Source organism: Dactylosporangium vinaceum, assembly GCF_019904175.1.
GTDB lineage: Bacteria > Actinomycetota > Actinomycetes > Mycobacteriales > Micromonosporaceae > Dactylosporangium > Dactylosporangium vinaceum.
In genome coordinates, this window is sequence record NZ_CP061913.1 from 6374396 (window position 1) to 6389098 (window position 14703).

The window sequence follows — 14703 nt, forward strand, 5'->3', positions numbered from 1 at the left end:
TTCAGCCTTTCAGGCTGCCGGTGGTGAGGCCGGACATGATGTTCTTCTGGAAGATCAGGAAGAACACGACGGTCGGGACGGCGGCGATGACGGCGCCGGCGATGACGACGTTCTGGGTGAGGCCCTGCGAGAAGGCGTAGATGCCGACGTTGACGGTCCGGTTGTCCGGTGACGGCTCCACCAGCAGCGGCCACAGGAAGTCCTTCCAGATGGCCGTCAGCGAGAAGATGGACACGACGCCGAGGATCGGCCGGGAGATCGGCAGCACGATCGAGCACAGCGAGCGCAGCGGGCCGGCACCGTCGATCGCGGCCGCGGCCATGAGGTCGGCCGGGATCGAGTCGAAGAACCGCTTCAGCAGGAAGATGTTGAACGCGTTGGTGACCGCGGGCAGCCAGATCGCCCACGGCGAGTCGAGCATGTTCCAGTGCACGAGGGGCATGTCGATGACGGTGACGTACTGCGGGATCACGAGGACCGTCGACGGGATCATGAGCGTCGCCAGCATCATGGCCAGCAGGACGTTGCCGAACGCGGGGCGCAGCTTCGAGAACGCGTAGGCGGCGGCGACGTCGAACACCAGCTGGAAGGCGAGGGCTCCGAAGGCGTACCAGACCGTGTTGAGCAGCAGCCGCCCCAGGCTGAGCGCCGTCCACGCCTCCGCGTAGTTGCCCGGCTGCGGGTCCTGCGGATACAGCGTGGGCGGGACCTGGGCGACCTCGGCGCCGGACTTCAGGGCCCCGGTCACCATCCAGTACAGCGGGCCGATGAACACGATCGTGAACATGACGACGACGAGCGCGACGACGATCCAGTAGGCGCGGCGGGCCCCGGGACGATGCAGCCGGGCGGGCGAGATCAAAGTGCGCATACGGGTACCCCCCTAATCCTGTTTCGGACTCAGCCGCGCATAGGCGATGGAGAAGCCGGCCAGGACGACCATGAGCATGACGCCGAGCGCGGCGGCGCCGTTGAGGTCGTTCTGCTTGAACGCGTGCTGGTACATCAGGTACACGACGGAGGTCGCGGAGTCCTCGACCCCGGCGCCGCCGGCCAGGATCAGCGGTTCGATGAAGACCTGCATGGTCGCCACGACCTGCAGCAGGAACATCAGCGACAGGATGAGCCGGGTCTGCGGCACCGTGACGTGCCACAGCCGCCGCAGGACGCCGGCCCCGTCCAGCTCGGCCGCCTCGTACAGCTCGCCGGGGATGTTCTGCAGTGCCGCGAGGTACACCAGTATCGAACTGCCGACGTTCATCCACGTCGAGGCGAGCACCAGTGAGGGCTGGGTCATCGTCGTGGACTGCACCCACTGCGACGTCGGCAGGTGCGCCGCGTGCAGCAGGTGGTTGAAGATGCCGCCCTCGCCCGGGTCGTAGGCGAAGCGGAACAGCAGCAGCGCGGAGGCGGGCGGCAGCATCACCGGCAGGTAGACCAGGGCCCGCAGGTAGCCGCGGGCGTGGCGCAGCTCGTTGAGCAGGACCGCGATGAGGAACGGCAGCGCGTAGCCGATGAGCAGCGCCAGCAGCGTGAACGTGACGGTGTTGCGCCACGCCGCGGCGAAGCTCGGGTCGTGCCACAGCCGCTCGTAGTTCTGCCAGCCGACCCAGGTGGTGACGCCGCGGCGGGTGCGCTGGAAGCTCATGACGAACTCCCGGACCATCGGATACCAGGAGAAGACGGCGAAGCAGGCGACCGCACCGATCAGGAAGGCGTGCCCGGTCACGGTGCTGCGGATGCGGCTGCCGGTCTTCGATGAGGTCCGGGCCGGGGCGCGGGCCGGCCGCACCGCATGGTCCAGCCGGACCGCGCCGTCCACTCAGGACTCCTGGGACAGGATCGTGTTGACCTTCTGCTCGGCCGTGCTCAGCAGCGTGTCGACGTTCGCGTCGGGCTGAGTGAGCACCGCGGACATCGCGGCGTCGAGCACGGCGTAGATGGCCTGGGCCCGGGCCGGCTCGGCCTTGACGGTGATCGGGGTGCTCGCGTAAGGCGCGTAGTCGCTCAGGTCGAGGTTGCTGTTGGCCTTCTTCAGCTCGTCGTCCTGCCGCTGCACGTCGGTGCCGGGCTTCCAGATGAGCGGCTCGGGCAGGCCGACGGGCACGCCCATGCCCTTCTGGGCCGCGTAGTTGAAGTCGCCCTGGCCGGGTGTCAGCTTCTCGAAGGTGATCCACTGCAGGCCGGCCCTGATCTGCGCCGCGCTGAGCCCCTTCTTGAAGAAGTAGCCGCTGCCGCCGCCGAGGGTCGCCTTGGCCGGGCCGTTGTCGCCGGGCATCGGGCCGATCGACCAGTCCTCGTACCTGCCCTTGAACTGGGTGACGATCGACTTGATGGTGTCGGGGGCGCCGATGTACATGCCGACCTTGCCGGCGCCGGCGTTGGTGAGCAGGTCGGCCCACTGCAGCAGCTGCTTCTCGCCGACGCTGTTGTCGCTGAACCGCATGGACTTCAGGTTCGCCAGGACGGCCTTGCCCTCGGGGGTGTTGAACGCGGCCTTCTTGCCGTCGGCGCTGAGCACCGAGCCGCCGCGGGAGTACAGGGCGGCGGAGAAGTGCCAGCCGCCGGTGTTGCCGGCGCTGTACTCCTGGTAGCCGGCGACGCCGTTGCCCAGGCCGCTGATCTTCTTGGCCGCGGCGGCGACCTCCTGCCACGTCGCCGGGGGTTTGGCGGGGTCGAGCCCGGCCTGTTTGAACAGCGGCTTGTTGATGACGAGGCCGAGGCCGTAGCCGGCGTAGCCGAGGCCGTAGACCTTGCCGTTGTCGATGAACGGGTCCTTGATGGCCGGCAGGAGCTTGTCCCAGCCCGGGACCGTGTCGGCGGTGATGTACTTCGTGATGTCCTCAGCCGCGTCGGCGTCGAGGACCTGGTCGAGGTCGGTCATGTACCCGTAGAACAGGTCGGCCTGGGTGCCGCCCTGCAGCCGGGCGGTGAAGTCCGGCGGGTTGTTGCACTGGCTGCCGACGGAGACCGTCTTGATGGTGACGCCGGGGTGGGCCTTCTGGAACGCGGCGACGTCGTCGTTCCAGAGCTGCAGGGACTTGCCGCCGTTGTCGGTCTTCTGCGGCGGGCAGTCCACGACGATCGTCGTCGCCCCGCCGGCCTCGGCGTCGTCCTTGCCGTCGCCGCAGGCGGTCAGGGCCGTGGTCCCGAGCGCGCCGGCGAGCGCGAGCACCACCATTCTCGAGTAAATTGACATGTATCAATCCCTTCGGGCGGACGGGATGCGCGGTGCGATGTCACGGGGTGTGTTTCGTATCGGTGTCGCAGACAGTACGACCGCGCCCGGAAGAAGTCCAGAGTTTCGTGCAAGAACTCGACTGGATTGCCGCCTGATTATCGGCGCTTGCTGTCCGCATCGATGGGCGCGACGTGCAGGAATCCGGCCACGGTCGGCATTTCGCCGCGGTAAATGCCGCCGGTTGGGTGCGCAATTTCTGCGTCGATGATCGCAATAACTTGCACCATTGCGGTGACGCCGGCCGCCTGTCGTTTTCCGCCCGCCCCGAGGGGTAGCCGCAGGGGTATGCCGAACCGCCTGGGAGTGCTCGACACCGCCCGCTGCGCCGCCGTCGTCCTCGCCCCGCTGCTGGCCCAGGGTGTGATCCGCCGCCGCAACCGCGTGGTCCGCCTCGCGCAGCGGCTCGACCTGGACCGGCGGGCGGCGGCGGTACTGCGGCAACTGCGCACCCGCCACGGAGACGGCCCCCTGCGCCTGGCCGTCCCGGGCCGCTCGATCGCGCTGGTGCTGAGCGCGGACGGCGTCGAGCGCGTGCTGACCGGCTCACCCGAGCCGTTCGCCCTGGCCACGACCGAGAAGGTGGCGGCACTGCGGCACTTCCAGCCGCACGGCGTGCTGATCTCCGGTGGCCGGGAGCGCGAGGCCCGGCGCCACTACAACGAGCGCGTCCTGGACACCGGCGCCGAGCTGCACCACCACATCGCCGGTGCCGTCGCCGCGGTGGTCCGCGACGAGGTGTCCACGGTGGACGGTCCGGTCCTGGACTGGCCCGCGTTCGCGGCGATGTTCGACCGCATCGCCCGCCGGGTCGTGCTCGGCGCCGCGGCCCGCGACGACGAGCGGCTCACCGCCGAGCTCAACCGCCTCCGCAACGCCGCGAACTGGGCCTACCTGCGCCCGCGGCCGGAGCACCTGCGGGCCCGGTTCCAGCGGCGCGTCGACGCGTATGTGGCGCGGGCCGAGCCGGGCAGCCTGGCCGGGGCCATGGCGGCCAACCCCGCGGCGCCCGGCGTCGACCCGGCCGGTCAGGTGCCGCACTGGCTGTTCGCGTTCGACGCGGCAGGCATCAGCGCGTTTCGCACACTGGCCCTGCTGGGCTCCGACCCGGCCCGGCAGGCGACGGCCGCCCGCGACCAGGGGCCCGTCTACCCGTACATCCGGGCCTGCGTCCAGGACACGGTGCGGCTCTGGCCGACGACCCTCGTCGTGCTGCGTGAGAGCACCGTCGACACCCGGTGGCCCGGCGGCACCCTCCCGGCCGGGACGGAGCTGATCCTGCCCAGCTCGTACTTCCACCGCGACGGCGAGCACGCCGACGACTTCGCGCCCGAGACCTGGCTGCACGGGGAGGCGATGCGCAGCTGGTCGGTCTTCCCATTCAGCGCCGGGCCCGGGGTCTGCCCCGGCCGCAACGTGGTCCTGCTGACGACGAGCACGCTCATCGCCGCGCTCCTGGACCGCTTCGGCCCGCTGCGGACGGCGGCCCCGCTGCGCTCGCCCCTCCCCCGGACGCTCGACCACAGCGGTCAGAGGATCGGCTTGCCGCCCGTGACCGGCACGATCGCGCCCGAGATGTAGCTGCCCTCGTCCGACGCGAGCAGGACGTAGACGGGGGCCAGCTCGGCCGGCTCGCCCGGGCGGCCCAGCGGCGTGTCCTTCCCGAACTCCTCGACCTGCTCCGCCGGCATCGTCGAGGGGATCAGCGGCGTCCAGACCGGGCCCGGGGCGACCGCGTTGACCCGGATGCCGCGGTCGCCGAGCAGCTGGGCGAGGCCCGCGGTGAAGTTGGCGATGGCACCCTTCGTGGTGGCGTAGGGCAGCAGGTTCGGGCGCGGCATGTCGTAGTTGACGGAGCTCGTGTTGATGATCGCCGAGCCCTTCGCCAGGTTGGGCAGGGCGGCCTTCACCAGCCGGAACATCGCGTGGATGTTGATGTCGAAGGTGCGCACCCACTCCTCGTCGTCGATCTCCTCGACGCTGTCGTGGCTCATCTGGAACGCGGCGTTGTTCACCAGCACGTCGATCCGGCCGAACTCCTCGACCGCCGTGCGGACAACCGACTCGCACATCGCCCGGTCGGCCAGGTCGCCGGGGACCAGGACGGCCCGGCGGCCCTCCGCCTCCACATACTTGGCGGTGTCGCGGGCGTCGTCGTGCTCGCTGAGGTAGGAGATGAGCACGTCGGCCCCCTCGCGGGCGAAGGCGATCGCCACCGCCCGGCCGATCCCGCTGTCGGCGCCGGTGATGACCGCCACCTTGCCGGTGAGGCGGCCGCTGCCGCGGTATGAGGTCTCGCCGTGATCGGGCTTGCGGGCCATGCGGGCCAGGGTGCCCGGAGGCTGCTGCTGAGGTTCGGACATGCGCCGCCGTTACCCGGGCCCCCGGCACCGAAACGAACCCGCGCGGGCCCGAAATCGGTGATCATTGTTTGAACCCTTGTCGCACGGCAACTAACGAGGCCATGGAACTGTCGATGACGCTGTCCTCCCGGCCCCGGGAATCGCTTGTCGAGCTGGACGGCGTGCTCGACTACGCCTCCGTGCCATACCTGCGCCAGGTCGTGTACGAGCGCTTCGACAGCGGCTGCCATGACATCACCGTGGATGCCGCGCGCGCCCGGCTGATCGACGCGGCCTCCATCAAGGTGCTGCTCTACCTGCAACAACGTGCCGAGAAGGCCGGCGGTCGGCTGCGCGTGACGGGGGCCCGGGGCATCGCGCTGACCGCCCTGGAGATCGCCGGCGTCGCCAAGGAGCTCGACGCCTACGCCGACCTGGACTGGCCGGAGGCCGACCGCGACCGCACGCCCGTCGACTCGGCCGCCCTGCACATCGGGCACGGGCACTGGCCGGTCGGCGTGACCGAGCTGATCGGGCAGCTGTACGCCCTGGCCCCCGACGACCCCCGCCGAGCCCGCCGGCGCGACGAGATCATCGCGATGTGTCTGCCCGCGGCCCGCAACCTGGCCCGGCGCTACGCCGGCTCCGGCGAGCCCGTCGGCGACCTCGTCCAGGTGGCGTCGCTGGGCCTGGTCAAGGCGGTCGACGGCTTCGACCCCGAGCGCGGCCTCGAGTTCGGCGCCTACGCGACGCCGACGGTCGCCGGGGAGCTGAAGCGGTACTTCCGCGACCGGACGAGCGCCGTGCGCGTCCCCCGCCGCCTGCAGGAGCTGCGGCTGGAGATGGGCAAGGCGCGTGAGGAGCTCGGCTCGACGGCCACCGTCGCCGACCTGGCCGCCCACCTCGGCGTCGGCGAGGCCGAGGTCGCCGAGGTCATCACGGCCGGGCACATGCAGCACCCGATGTCGATCGACGCGCCCGCCGGCCCCGAGTCCGACGACGCCACCATCGCGGACGGCGTGGGCGGCGACGACCCCGCCTTCGGCCTGGTGGACCTGCGCGTCTCGCTGCCCGCGGTGATCAGGAGCCTGCCCGAGCGGGAGCAGCGGATCATCGCGCTGCGCTTCTACGGCAACCTGAGCCAGTCCGAGATCGCGGCGCGTCTCGGACTGTCCCAGATGCACATCTCCCGGCTGCTCACCCACGCCCTGAGCTTCCTGCGCCGCCGGCTCAGCGAGGACGGCTAGGGCTTGAAGAGCACCTTGACGGTGCCGTCCTTCTTCTCCTGGAACGCCGAGTAGGCGGCGGGGGCGTCGGCCAGCGGGACCCGGTGGGTGGCGAACCCGTCGACGCCCAGCGGGTCGCCGTCGCCCGTCAGCAGGGGCAGGATGTCGTCGACCCAGCGCTTGACGTTGGCCTGGCCCATCCGCAACTGCACCTGCTTGTCGAACAGCACCATCATCGGCATCGGGTCGGCGGTACCCCCGTAGACGCCCGACAGTGAGATCGTCCCGCCCCGCCGGACCGCGTCGATCGCCAGGTGCAGCGCGTTGAGACGGTCCACGCCGGCCTTGTCGATGAACTTGCGGGCGGCCGCGTCCGGCAGGAACCCGGCCATGGTCTGCGCCAGCTTCCCGGCCGGGGAGCCGTGCGCCTCCATGCCGACCGCGTCGATGACCGAGTCGGGGCCGCGGCCGTTCGTCAGCTCCCGCAGCGCGTCGGCGACGTCGTCGTGCTCACCGAGGTCGAGCACCTCCACGCCGTTGGCCCGGGCGCGGGCCAGGCGCTCCGGCACCAGGTCGACGCCGATGGCGCGGTAGCCGCGGTAGGACGCGATGCGGGTGCACATGTCGCCGATCGGGCCGAGACCCAGCACGGCGACGGTCCCGCCCGGCGGCACGGCCGCGTACTCGACCGCCTGCCAGGCGGTGGGCAGCACGTCGGAGAGGTACACGAACCGGTCGTCCGGTGGGCCCTCGGGCACCACGATCGGGCCGAACTGGGCCTGCGGCACCCGCAGGTACTCGGCCTGCCCGCCCGGCACCTGCCCGTAGAGGCGGGTGTAGCCGAACAGCGCCGCACCCTTGTCCTCGGCCCGCACCTGCGTGGTCTCGCACTGGGTCATCAGGCCCTGGGTGCACATCCAGCAGTGCCCGCAGGAGATGTTGAACGGGATCACCACCCGGTCGCCGGGGCGCACGTTGGTGATCTCGGCGCCGACCTCCTCCACGATGCCCATCGGCTCGTGGCCGAGGATGTCACCGGCGGACATGAACGGCCCGAGCACCTCGTAGAGGTGCAGGTCGGAGCCGCACAGGCCGCTCGAGGTGATCCGGATGACGATGTCGTTGGGCTGCTCGATGCGCGGGTCCGCGACCTCGTCGACGCGCACGTCCCGCTTGCCGTGCCACACAACGGCCTTCATGCTCCAGCTCCTGACTCCGGGGCGGACCCCGGCTCGGCCATCTTGCGGTGCATCTCCGCCTTCGCGGTGTCCGGCAGCGCCTTGCCGACGACCGCCTGCACCTTGTTCTTGAACGAGCCCGCGACCACGTGGTCGTCGCCGTCCATGAGCGCCTTGAAGCCCTGCTCGGCCACCTTCGCCGGGTCGTCCTTCTTCCCGGCGCCGACCTTCGTGTCCATCATGTCGGCCCGCTCGAAGAAGTTCGTGTCCGTCGGGCCGGGCATCAGCGACGTCACCGTCACGCCGGTGTCCTTGAGCTCGTTGCGCACCGCCTCCGAGAACGACTGCACGAACGCCTTCGACGCGTTGTAGACGGCCTGGTAGGAGCCGGGCATCGTCGAGGCGATCGACGACGTGAACAGCACCTTCCCGGCGCCGCGCTCGACCATGCCGGGCAGCACCCGCTTGGCCAGGTGCACTGTCGAGGTGACGTTGACGTCGATGATGTTGAGCTCGTCGCGCAGCGCCGTCTCGGTGGCGAAGTCGCCGCCGGCGCCGCGGCCGGCGTTGATCGCGACGGCGTCGATCGGCCGGCCGGTCGCCGCGATCGCCTGGCAGAGCGTCTCGACGCCGTCGTAGGTCGCCAGGTCGGTGCGGCAGGTCTGCACCTGCGCCCCGCCGTCGCGGCGCAGGTCCGCTCCGGCCGTCTCCAGCCCGGCGTCCTCGGCCGCGATGAGCACGTCGTAGCCGTGCTCGACGAATTGTCTGGCCAGCTCATAGCCGATACCACTGCTCGCGCCGGTCACGACGGCGAGCGGGCGTTCCGTCACGTGGGTCATACCCGGCGCATACCCGGGCACCCCACCCAAAAACAAAACATCTCACTCGAAGGTGAGCACCGCACCGCCGGAAACGAGACTGGCCCCGCACCTCGCGGGAGCGAGGTGCGGGGCCGCGGTGTCAGGTGTTACGCGCCCGGGCGCGGAACGTCGCCGCGCCAGGCGCCGGACTCCTGGCCGCGCTGCTCGATGAACTCCTTGAACCGCTTCGTGTCGGCCTTGACCTGCATCGAGTCGACGCCCACGGCGCTGCCGACCTTCTCGGTGAGGCCCTGCGGCTGCCAGTCGAGCTGGACGGTGACCCGCGTGTCGGTGTCGCCGAGGCGGTGGAAGGTCACGACGCCCGCGTGCTGCGTCTCGCCGGTGGTGCTCTTCCAGGCGATCCGCTCGTCCGGGTGCTGCTCGGTGATCTCGGCGTCGAACTCGCGCTCCACGCCGCCGATCTTCGTCACCCAGTGGGTGTGCCGGTCGTCGAGCTGACGGATCGACTCGACTCCGCTCATGAACTGCGGGAACGACTCGAACTGGGTCCACTGGTTGTAGGCCGTGTGCACGGGAACGTGCACGTCAACGGACTCGGTGACCGTGCTCATGTCAACCTCCTTGCGTCGCGTACTCCTTTCGAGTGCCCGGCCCGGGACGGAGGAAACGTAAGCGGCGTCACGAACTGCGGGGCACGAAAACCTCGATCTGCCCGCCCGCCTCGCGCGCCTCGATCAGTGGCAGGCGGGCCGGGGGCGGCGACAGCTGCGAGCGCAGGACCGTGCCGTCGTAGCCGAACGCGGTGCGGTGACACGGGCAGTCGAGGCGCCGCTCCGGCTGGTTGAGGCGCAGCCGGCAGAACTGGTGGGTGCAGATGCCGGAGCGGGCCGACACCCGGCCGGCGGCGCGGCTGACGAAGCCGGACACGACGCCCGTGTCGAACGCGACCGCCTCGCCCTCGGCCAGCGCATCGGCGGCCAGCACCGGGTGCCAGACGCCGTCGTTGGGGCTCAGCGCGCTCAGGCCGGGCGGCCCGCCGATCAGCGTGCGGTCGGCCACCACGGCCGCCGTGGCCGCGGCCGCCGCCGCACCCGCCCCGGCCAGCAGCGCCCGCCGCCGCTTGAGCCTCGGCGGCGGCTGCTCCAGCCCCGCGGCCCGATCCGCGAGCCGCTCGCGCAGGTCCGCGACGAACTGCGCCCGCGGTACCGCCGGCTCCGCGGCACTGCTCTTGAGCACGATCGCCGCGCGCAGCGCAGCGGTCTCGTCGTCGGTCGGCACGAACGGGCGGGGCCGGCGCCCGTCGAGGAGGCGCTGCACGAAGTCGGTCAGGCGGCGCATCGGCTCAGCTCCCATCCGAGTCGAACAGTCCGGCGGCGTGGCGCAGCGCACGGTACTGCAGCACCTTCGCATTGGCGATGCTGACACCCATCTGCCGGGCCGCCTCGCGGATCGTGGCCGACTCCAGGAACCGCAGCCGCAGGATCGTGCGGTAGCGCTCCGGCAGCGCGTCGAGCACCCGCCGCACCTGTTCGGCCTTGTCCGGCCGCGGGTCGGGGGCGGCGTACTCGTCGGCGACCGTCTCGAGGTCGATCTCGGTGACCTGCCGGCCGAGCGTGCGCCGCCAGTGCTCGGCCAGCACGGTCCGGGCGACGCTCAGCAGGTACCCGCGCACCTCGCCGATGCTCACGTCCAGCCGCACCCGCGGTACCGCCGCCAGGAAGACCTCGGCGGTGAGATCCTCGGCGTCCTGCCGGTTGCCGGTCCGGGCGAACATCAGCCGGTACAGCCGCTCGACGTTGTCCGAGTACGCGTCCTCCCACGAGCCGTAGGACGCCTGCGACACCAGCTTGAGCAGACGCACGGGCTTCGGCGCGGTCACCGGCACTCACCTCCGCATGGAGATACGGGCCCGGGTTACACGCACCGGCCGACCGTAACCCGCGCACGTATCTGTTCTCGACCGAGCATTGGAGGTACGAGATGACGGGTATCCGACGCCGAAGCCTGATCGTGGCCGGGGCCGCCGGCAGTGCAGCCGCGGCCCTGCTCACCACGACCGGCGCGCCGGCCTTCGCAGGGGCGCGCCGCCCGGACGACGACGGCGCTGTCGTGCCGGGCTGGAACGCCGAGCTGCTCGCCGCGGTCCGCACGCCGGGGGCCCAGCCGGCCACCGTGCACCCGACCCGCAGCTTCGCGCTCATGCATCTGGCCGTGCGCGACGCGGCGCTCGTGTGCGACAGGCGGGCCTCCCCGGCCGCGGCCGCCGCCCGGGCCGCGCACGACGTCCTGGCCGCGCTGTTTCCCGCCCGGGCCGCGCGGTTCGCCGAGCGCCTGGCCCGGGACCTGGCCGCCGTGCCCGATGCCGGCGCGCGGGACAGGGGTGTCCATAATGGACAAACAGCGGCAGCGGTGGTACTGCACGTGCGCGCGGACGACGGCGCCGGCGCGACGCCCCCGGCGATCCCGCCGGGCACGCGGCCCGGCGAGTGGCGCCCGGCGGCCCCGGCCTTCACCCCGGCCGTCTTCACCCACTGGGCGCACGTGCGCCCGTTCGGCCTGGCCCGGGCGAGCCAGTGCCGCCCGGCGCCCTATCCGCGGCTGTCGGCCGCCCTCTACGACGAGGTCCGCGTCCTCGGCCGGGACACCGGCACCGCGCGCACGGCCGACCAGACCGAGCAGGCCAGGTTCTGGGCCGCGCCGATCTGGAACTCCTGGTTCGAGATCGCCCAGGGTCTCACCACCGGCCACCACCTCGGCGTCGTCCCGGCCGCGCACCTCTTCGCGCGGCTGGCCGCGGTGCTCGCGGACACGGTGATCGCGTTCTACGACGCGAAGTACCACTTCCGGATCTGGCGCCCGGTCACCGCCATCCGCGAGCTCGGTGACCCACAGTGGCTGCCGCTGGCCACGACCCCGGCCGACCCGTCGTACGTCGGTGCGCACAGCGCCGTGGGCCAGGCCGCCGCAACCGTGCTTGCCGCGACATTCGGTCGGCGCCAGGCACTGAGCGTCACATCGGAGTCACTGCCGGGCGTGTCCCGGACGTTCCGATCGCTGCAGGCCGCCGCCGACGAGGCCGGTCTCAGCCGCATCTATGCGGGTGTGCACACCCGGATCGACCACCGGGCCGGGCAGGAGCTGGGCATCCACGTCGCCCGATACAGCCGGCACGGGTAAACCGGTTGTCCTGACCGGTAAAGTGCCGGGAGTGACGACGACCACCGACAGCGCTGCCTCCGCGCGGCCCCGGCTGCGCGGGCTGGCCCGCACCCTCCTGCCCCTCAGCCTGATGTTCCTGGCCGTCGGCATGGGCACGGCCGTGGTGTTCCCGTTCATCGCGCTGTTCCTCAACACCGAGCTGCACGCCGGCCCCGGCCGGGTGACCCTGTTCCTGGTCGCCTCGCCGCTGGCCGGCGTGCTCGTCACCACCCTCGTCGGCCGGCTGTCGGACCGCGGCCCCTACCGGCGGTGGATCCTCGTGATCGCCGCGCTGGGCGGGGTGACCTGCACCGGGCTCTACACGGTCGTGCGCGACTACTGGGTGCTGCTGGCACTGTCGGTGAGCGTGTTCGCACTGTCCGGCTCGCTGTTCCCGCAGACGTTCGCCTACGCCCGCCAGGTCCTCGAGCGCGACAGCCCGGACCGGGCCGCGTTCGGCATCAGCGCGATGCGCACCGTGTTCTCGCTGGCCTGGGTCGGCGGCCCGGCCCTCGCCGCGCTGCTGCTCGACGTCGGCGGGTTCCGGCTGCTCTACGGCGTGGCGGCCGGCCTGTACCTGACCGCCGCGCTTGTCGCGGTGCTGCGCCTGGAGACGCTGCCGGCCCCGCCGCGCGAGACGGCCGACGAGTCCTCCACCCCACTCACCGTGCCGCGGCCGCTGCTGTGGGCGACAGTGGCCGCGTTCGTGCTGCTCCAGACGCCGATGACCCTCGCCGTGCAGGCGCTGCCGCTGTTCATCAGCCGCGACCTGCACGCCGAGGCGTCGGCCGCCGGCCTGATCCTGGGCCTGTGCGCGGCCCTGGAGATCCCGCTGATGCTCGGCCTGGGCGCGCTCACCACCCGCTTCCGGCTGAGCACGCTGGTCCGGATCGGCGCCGCCTGCGCCGTGGTCTACTACGCGATCGGCTGGGCGAGCCCGAACGTGTGGGTGCTCGCCGCGGCCCAGCCCGTCAACGCGGCCTTCATCGCCGCGATCTCCGGCGTCGGCATCACCTACATGCAGGACATGATGCCCGGCCGCCCCGGGCACGCCACGACGCTGTTCACCAACACGTTCCCGATCGGCGCGATGCTCGCCGGGTCGCTGCTGGGCGTCGCGGCCCACTTCGGCTACCGCTCGGCGTGGGCCATCAGCACCGGCCTGTGCCTGGCCGGCCTGCTGCTCCTGCTCGTCGCCCGGGCCCGGCGAACGGCACGCTGACCGGGGCGGGGCCTGCCCCATCCCCGGCCCCTTCGCGGCGCGTCAGTGCGGCCCGAACCACGTCGTGAGCGCCCGCTCCAGCCCGTCGGTGCCCGCGCTGCCCCAGGCCACCACCCCGTCCGGGCGGATCAGCAGGTTCTGCGGGCCCTCGGCCACCGCGACCCGCCCGGCCCACGGCGCGGCCACCTTCGCGGCGTCGCCGTCCGGCGTGGCGTCCAGCAGCAGGCCGCCGGGCCGGCGCAGCAGCTCCCACAGCCGCGCGTCGCCGACGGGGCGGTCGGCGGCGATCCGGCCCGCCTCGGGGTGGTCGCTGTCCATCGGATACGGCCGGTCGACGCCGCTCATGAGCCGGGTGAGGTGCGCGTTGGGCTCGTCGTAGGCGAGCAGGTCGGTGAACACCTCGCGCAGCGCGCTCGTCTGCGGGTCGGGCCGCATGAGCGCGACCTGCGCCCGGGTGTTGGCCAGCGCCGCCGCCGCGACCGGGGCCCGCTCCTCGTGGTAGGTGTCGAGCAGCCCTTCGGGCGCCCAGCCGGCGATCGTCGCCGCCAGCTTCCAGCCGAGGTTCACCGCGTCCTGGAAGCCGAGGTTGAGGCCCTGGCCCCCGAACGGCGGGTGCACGTGCGCCGCGTCGCCGGCGAGCAGGACGTTGCCGAGGCGGTACCGTGTCGCCTGCCGCGTGTTGTCCGTCCACCGGGTGCCGGTGACGAGCCGGTCGACGACGACGCCGGTGCCGGAGGTGCGGCGCAGGGAGCCCTCGATCTCCTCGCGGGACAGTGGCGCGTCGCGGTCGGCCGGCGGCCCGTCGAACTCGACGGTGAGCACGCGCTGGGGGCCGGGCCCGAACACCACCATGCCGGTGCCGGTGCGGTGCCACCCCTTCGCCAGCGGGTTCGGTCCGGCGATGTCGACGAGCGCCTGCCGGCCGGTGATCGTCGCCGGTGTCCCCTCGAACGCAAACCCGGCCAGCCGCCGCACGGTGCTGCGCCCGCCGTCGCACCCGACCACGAACCGGGCCGTGAGCTCGACGGCCGCCCCCTCGTGCTCGGCCGTGACCCGCTCGCCGTCCAGACCCGTCACCGTGCAGCCGCGCAGGACCGGGACGCCGAGGGTGCGCGCGTACGTCTCCAGCTCGGCCTCGACGACGGCCTGCTGGGCGAACACCGGCAGCGTCCGCAGCTCGGGTGCGCCGCGCAGCAGCCACAGCCCGGAGAAGTGCCCGACCGGCATCCCCTTGGGGAAGATGCTGAGGTCCGGCTGCGGGAACCGGTCGAGCAGCCCCCGCTGGTCGAAGATCTCCGCCGACGGCGACCCGACCGACCCGGCCTTGATCTGCTCGGAGGGCGCTTCGAGGCGCTCCAGCACGGCGACGCCGACCCCGAAGCGCTGCAGCTCGGTGGCGAGGAACAGCCCGACCGGCCCGGCGCCGACTACGATGACGTCGTACGAATCTTTGAGTAGCACGATATTTAGGGTAACCC

Annotated in this window: 14 protein-coding genes; 4 read left to right on the forward strand and 10 right to left on the reverse strand. The window is 72.0% G+C overall.

The window, feature by feature from the left end:
* Nucleotide 1: 1 nt before the first annotated feature.
* Genes Dvina_RS28635 through Dvina_RS28645 form a run of 3 tightly spaced genes read right to left on the reverse strand, consistent with a single transcriptional unit; the run spans nt 2 to nt 3199 of the window.
* Nucleotides 2-871 carry a carbohydrate ABC transporter permease gene (locus Dvina_RS28635; protein ID WP_223092438.1) on the reverse strand — a complete coding sequence of 290 codons (870 nt, stop codon included), beginning with the start codon at nt 869-871 and terminating at the stop codon, nt 2-4.
* 12 nt (nt 872-883) lie between these two features.
* Complete coding sequence (locus Dvina_RS28640; RefSeq protein WP_223092439.1) at nt 884-1822, reverse strand: carbohydrate ABC transporter permease; 939 nt, start codon at nt 1820-1822, stop codon at nt 884-886.
* Entirely contained in the window at nt 1823-3199 is a 1377-nt protein-coding gene (locus tag Dvina_RS28645; protein ID WP_223092440.1) for an ABC transporter substrate-binding protein, read from the reverse strand.
* 327 nt (nt 3200-3526) lie between these two features.
* On the opposite strand from Dvina_RS28645, the gene Dvina_RS28650 reads away from it, so the two are divergent.
* Entirely contained in the window at nt 3527-4819 is a 1293-nt protein-coding gene (locus Dvina_RS28650) for a cytochrome P450 (protein ID WP_223092441.1), read from the forward strand.
* Here the strand turns inward: Dvina_RS28650 and Dvina_RS28655 are convergent.
* Nucleotides 4768-5601 (reverse strand): glucose 1-dehydrogenase, encoded by an 834-nt coding sequence (locus tag Dvina_RS28655; protein WP_223092442.1) that lies wholly within the window; start codon nt 5599-5601, stop codon nt 4768-4770. The two genes, Dvina_RS28650 and Dvina_RS28655, sit on opposite strands and share 52 nt — an antisense overlap.
* Nucleotides 5602-5702: 101 nt before the next feature.
* On the opposite strand from Dvina_RS28655, the gene Dvina_RS28660 reads away from it, so the two are divergent.
* Entirely contained in the window at nt 5703-6827 is a 1125-nt protein-coding gene (locus Dvina_RS28660) for a sigma-70 family RNA polymerase sigma factor (RefSeq protein ID WP_223092443.1), read from the forward strand.
* Here the strand turns inward: Dvina_RS28660 and Dvina_RS28665 are convergent.
* The 5 genes from Dvina_RS28665 to Dvina_RS28685 all read right to left on the reverse strand — a co-directional run bounded on the left by Dvina_RS28665 (nt 6824) and on the right by Dvina_RS28685 (nt 10684).
* The gene (locus Dvina_RS28665) at nt 6824-8005 is read right to left on the reverse strand and encodes a zinc-dependent alcohol dehydrogenase (RefSeq protein WP_223092444.1); all 1182 of its coding nucleotides are present in this window, start codon (nt 8003-8005) and stop codon (nt 6824-6826) included. The two genes, Dvina_RS28660 and Dvina_RS28665, sit on opposite strands and share 4 nt — an antisense overlap.
* On the reverse strand, nt 8002-8823 hold the full coding sequence (locus Dvina_RS28670; protein ID WP_223092445.1) for an SDR family NAD(P)-dependent oxidoreductase: 822 nt from the start codon (nt 8821-8823) through the stop codon (nt 8002-8004). The genes Dvina_RS28665 and Dvina_RS28670 overlap by 4 nt, the downstream gene beginning before the upstream one ends.
* Before the next feature lie 128 nt (nt 8824-8951).
* Nucleotides 8952-9416, reverse strand: a complete 465-nt coding sequence (locus Dvina_RS28675; RefSeq protein ID WP_223092446.1) for an SRPBCC family protein — start codon at nt 9414-9416, stop codon at nt 8952-8954.
* A gap of 67 nt (nt 9417-9483) precedes the next feature.
* A complete protein-coding gene (locus Dvina_RS28680) occupies nt 9484-10143 on the reverse strand; it encodes a QcrA and Rieske domain-containing protein (protein WP_223092447.1) in 660 nt (219 codons plus the stop codon).
* 4 nt (nt 10144-10147) lie between these two features.
* Complete coding sequence (locus Dvina_RS28685) at nt 10148-10684, reverse strand: RNA polymerase sigma factor (RefSeq protein ID WP_223092448.1); 537 nt, start codon at nt 10682-10684, stop codon at nt 10148-10150.
* A gap of 101 nt (nt 10685-10785) precedes the next feature.
* On the opposite strand from Dvina_RS28685, the gene Dvina_RS28690 reads away from it, so the two are divergent.
* Both Dvina_RS28690 and Dvina_RS28695 read left to right on the forward strand, forming a co-directional pair.
* Nucleotides 10786-11982 (forward strand): vanadium-dependent haloperoxidase, encoded by a 1197-nt coding sequence (locus Dvina_RS28690; protein WP_223092449.1) that lies wholly within the window; start codon nt 10786-10788, stop codon nt 11980-11982.
* A gap of 31 nt (nt 11983-12013) precedes the next feature.
* A complete protein-coding gene (locus tag Dvina_RS28695) occupies nt 12014-13225 on the forward strand; it encodes a sugar efflux transporter (RefSeq protein ID WP_246655379.1) in 1212 nt (403 codons plus the stop codon).
* A gap of 42 nt (nt 13226-13267) precedes the next feature.
* Here the strand turns inward: Dvina_RS28695 and Dvina_RS28700 are convergent, their stop codons facing one another.
* Nucleotides 13268-14686 carry an FAD-dependent monooxygenase gene (locus Dvina_RS28700; protein ID WP_246655380.1) on the reverse strand — a complete coding sequence of 473 codons (1419 nt, stop codon included), beginning with the start codon at nt 14684-14686 and terminating at the stop codon, nt 13268-13270.
* Between the last annotated feature and the right edge of the window lie 17 nt (nt 14687-14703).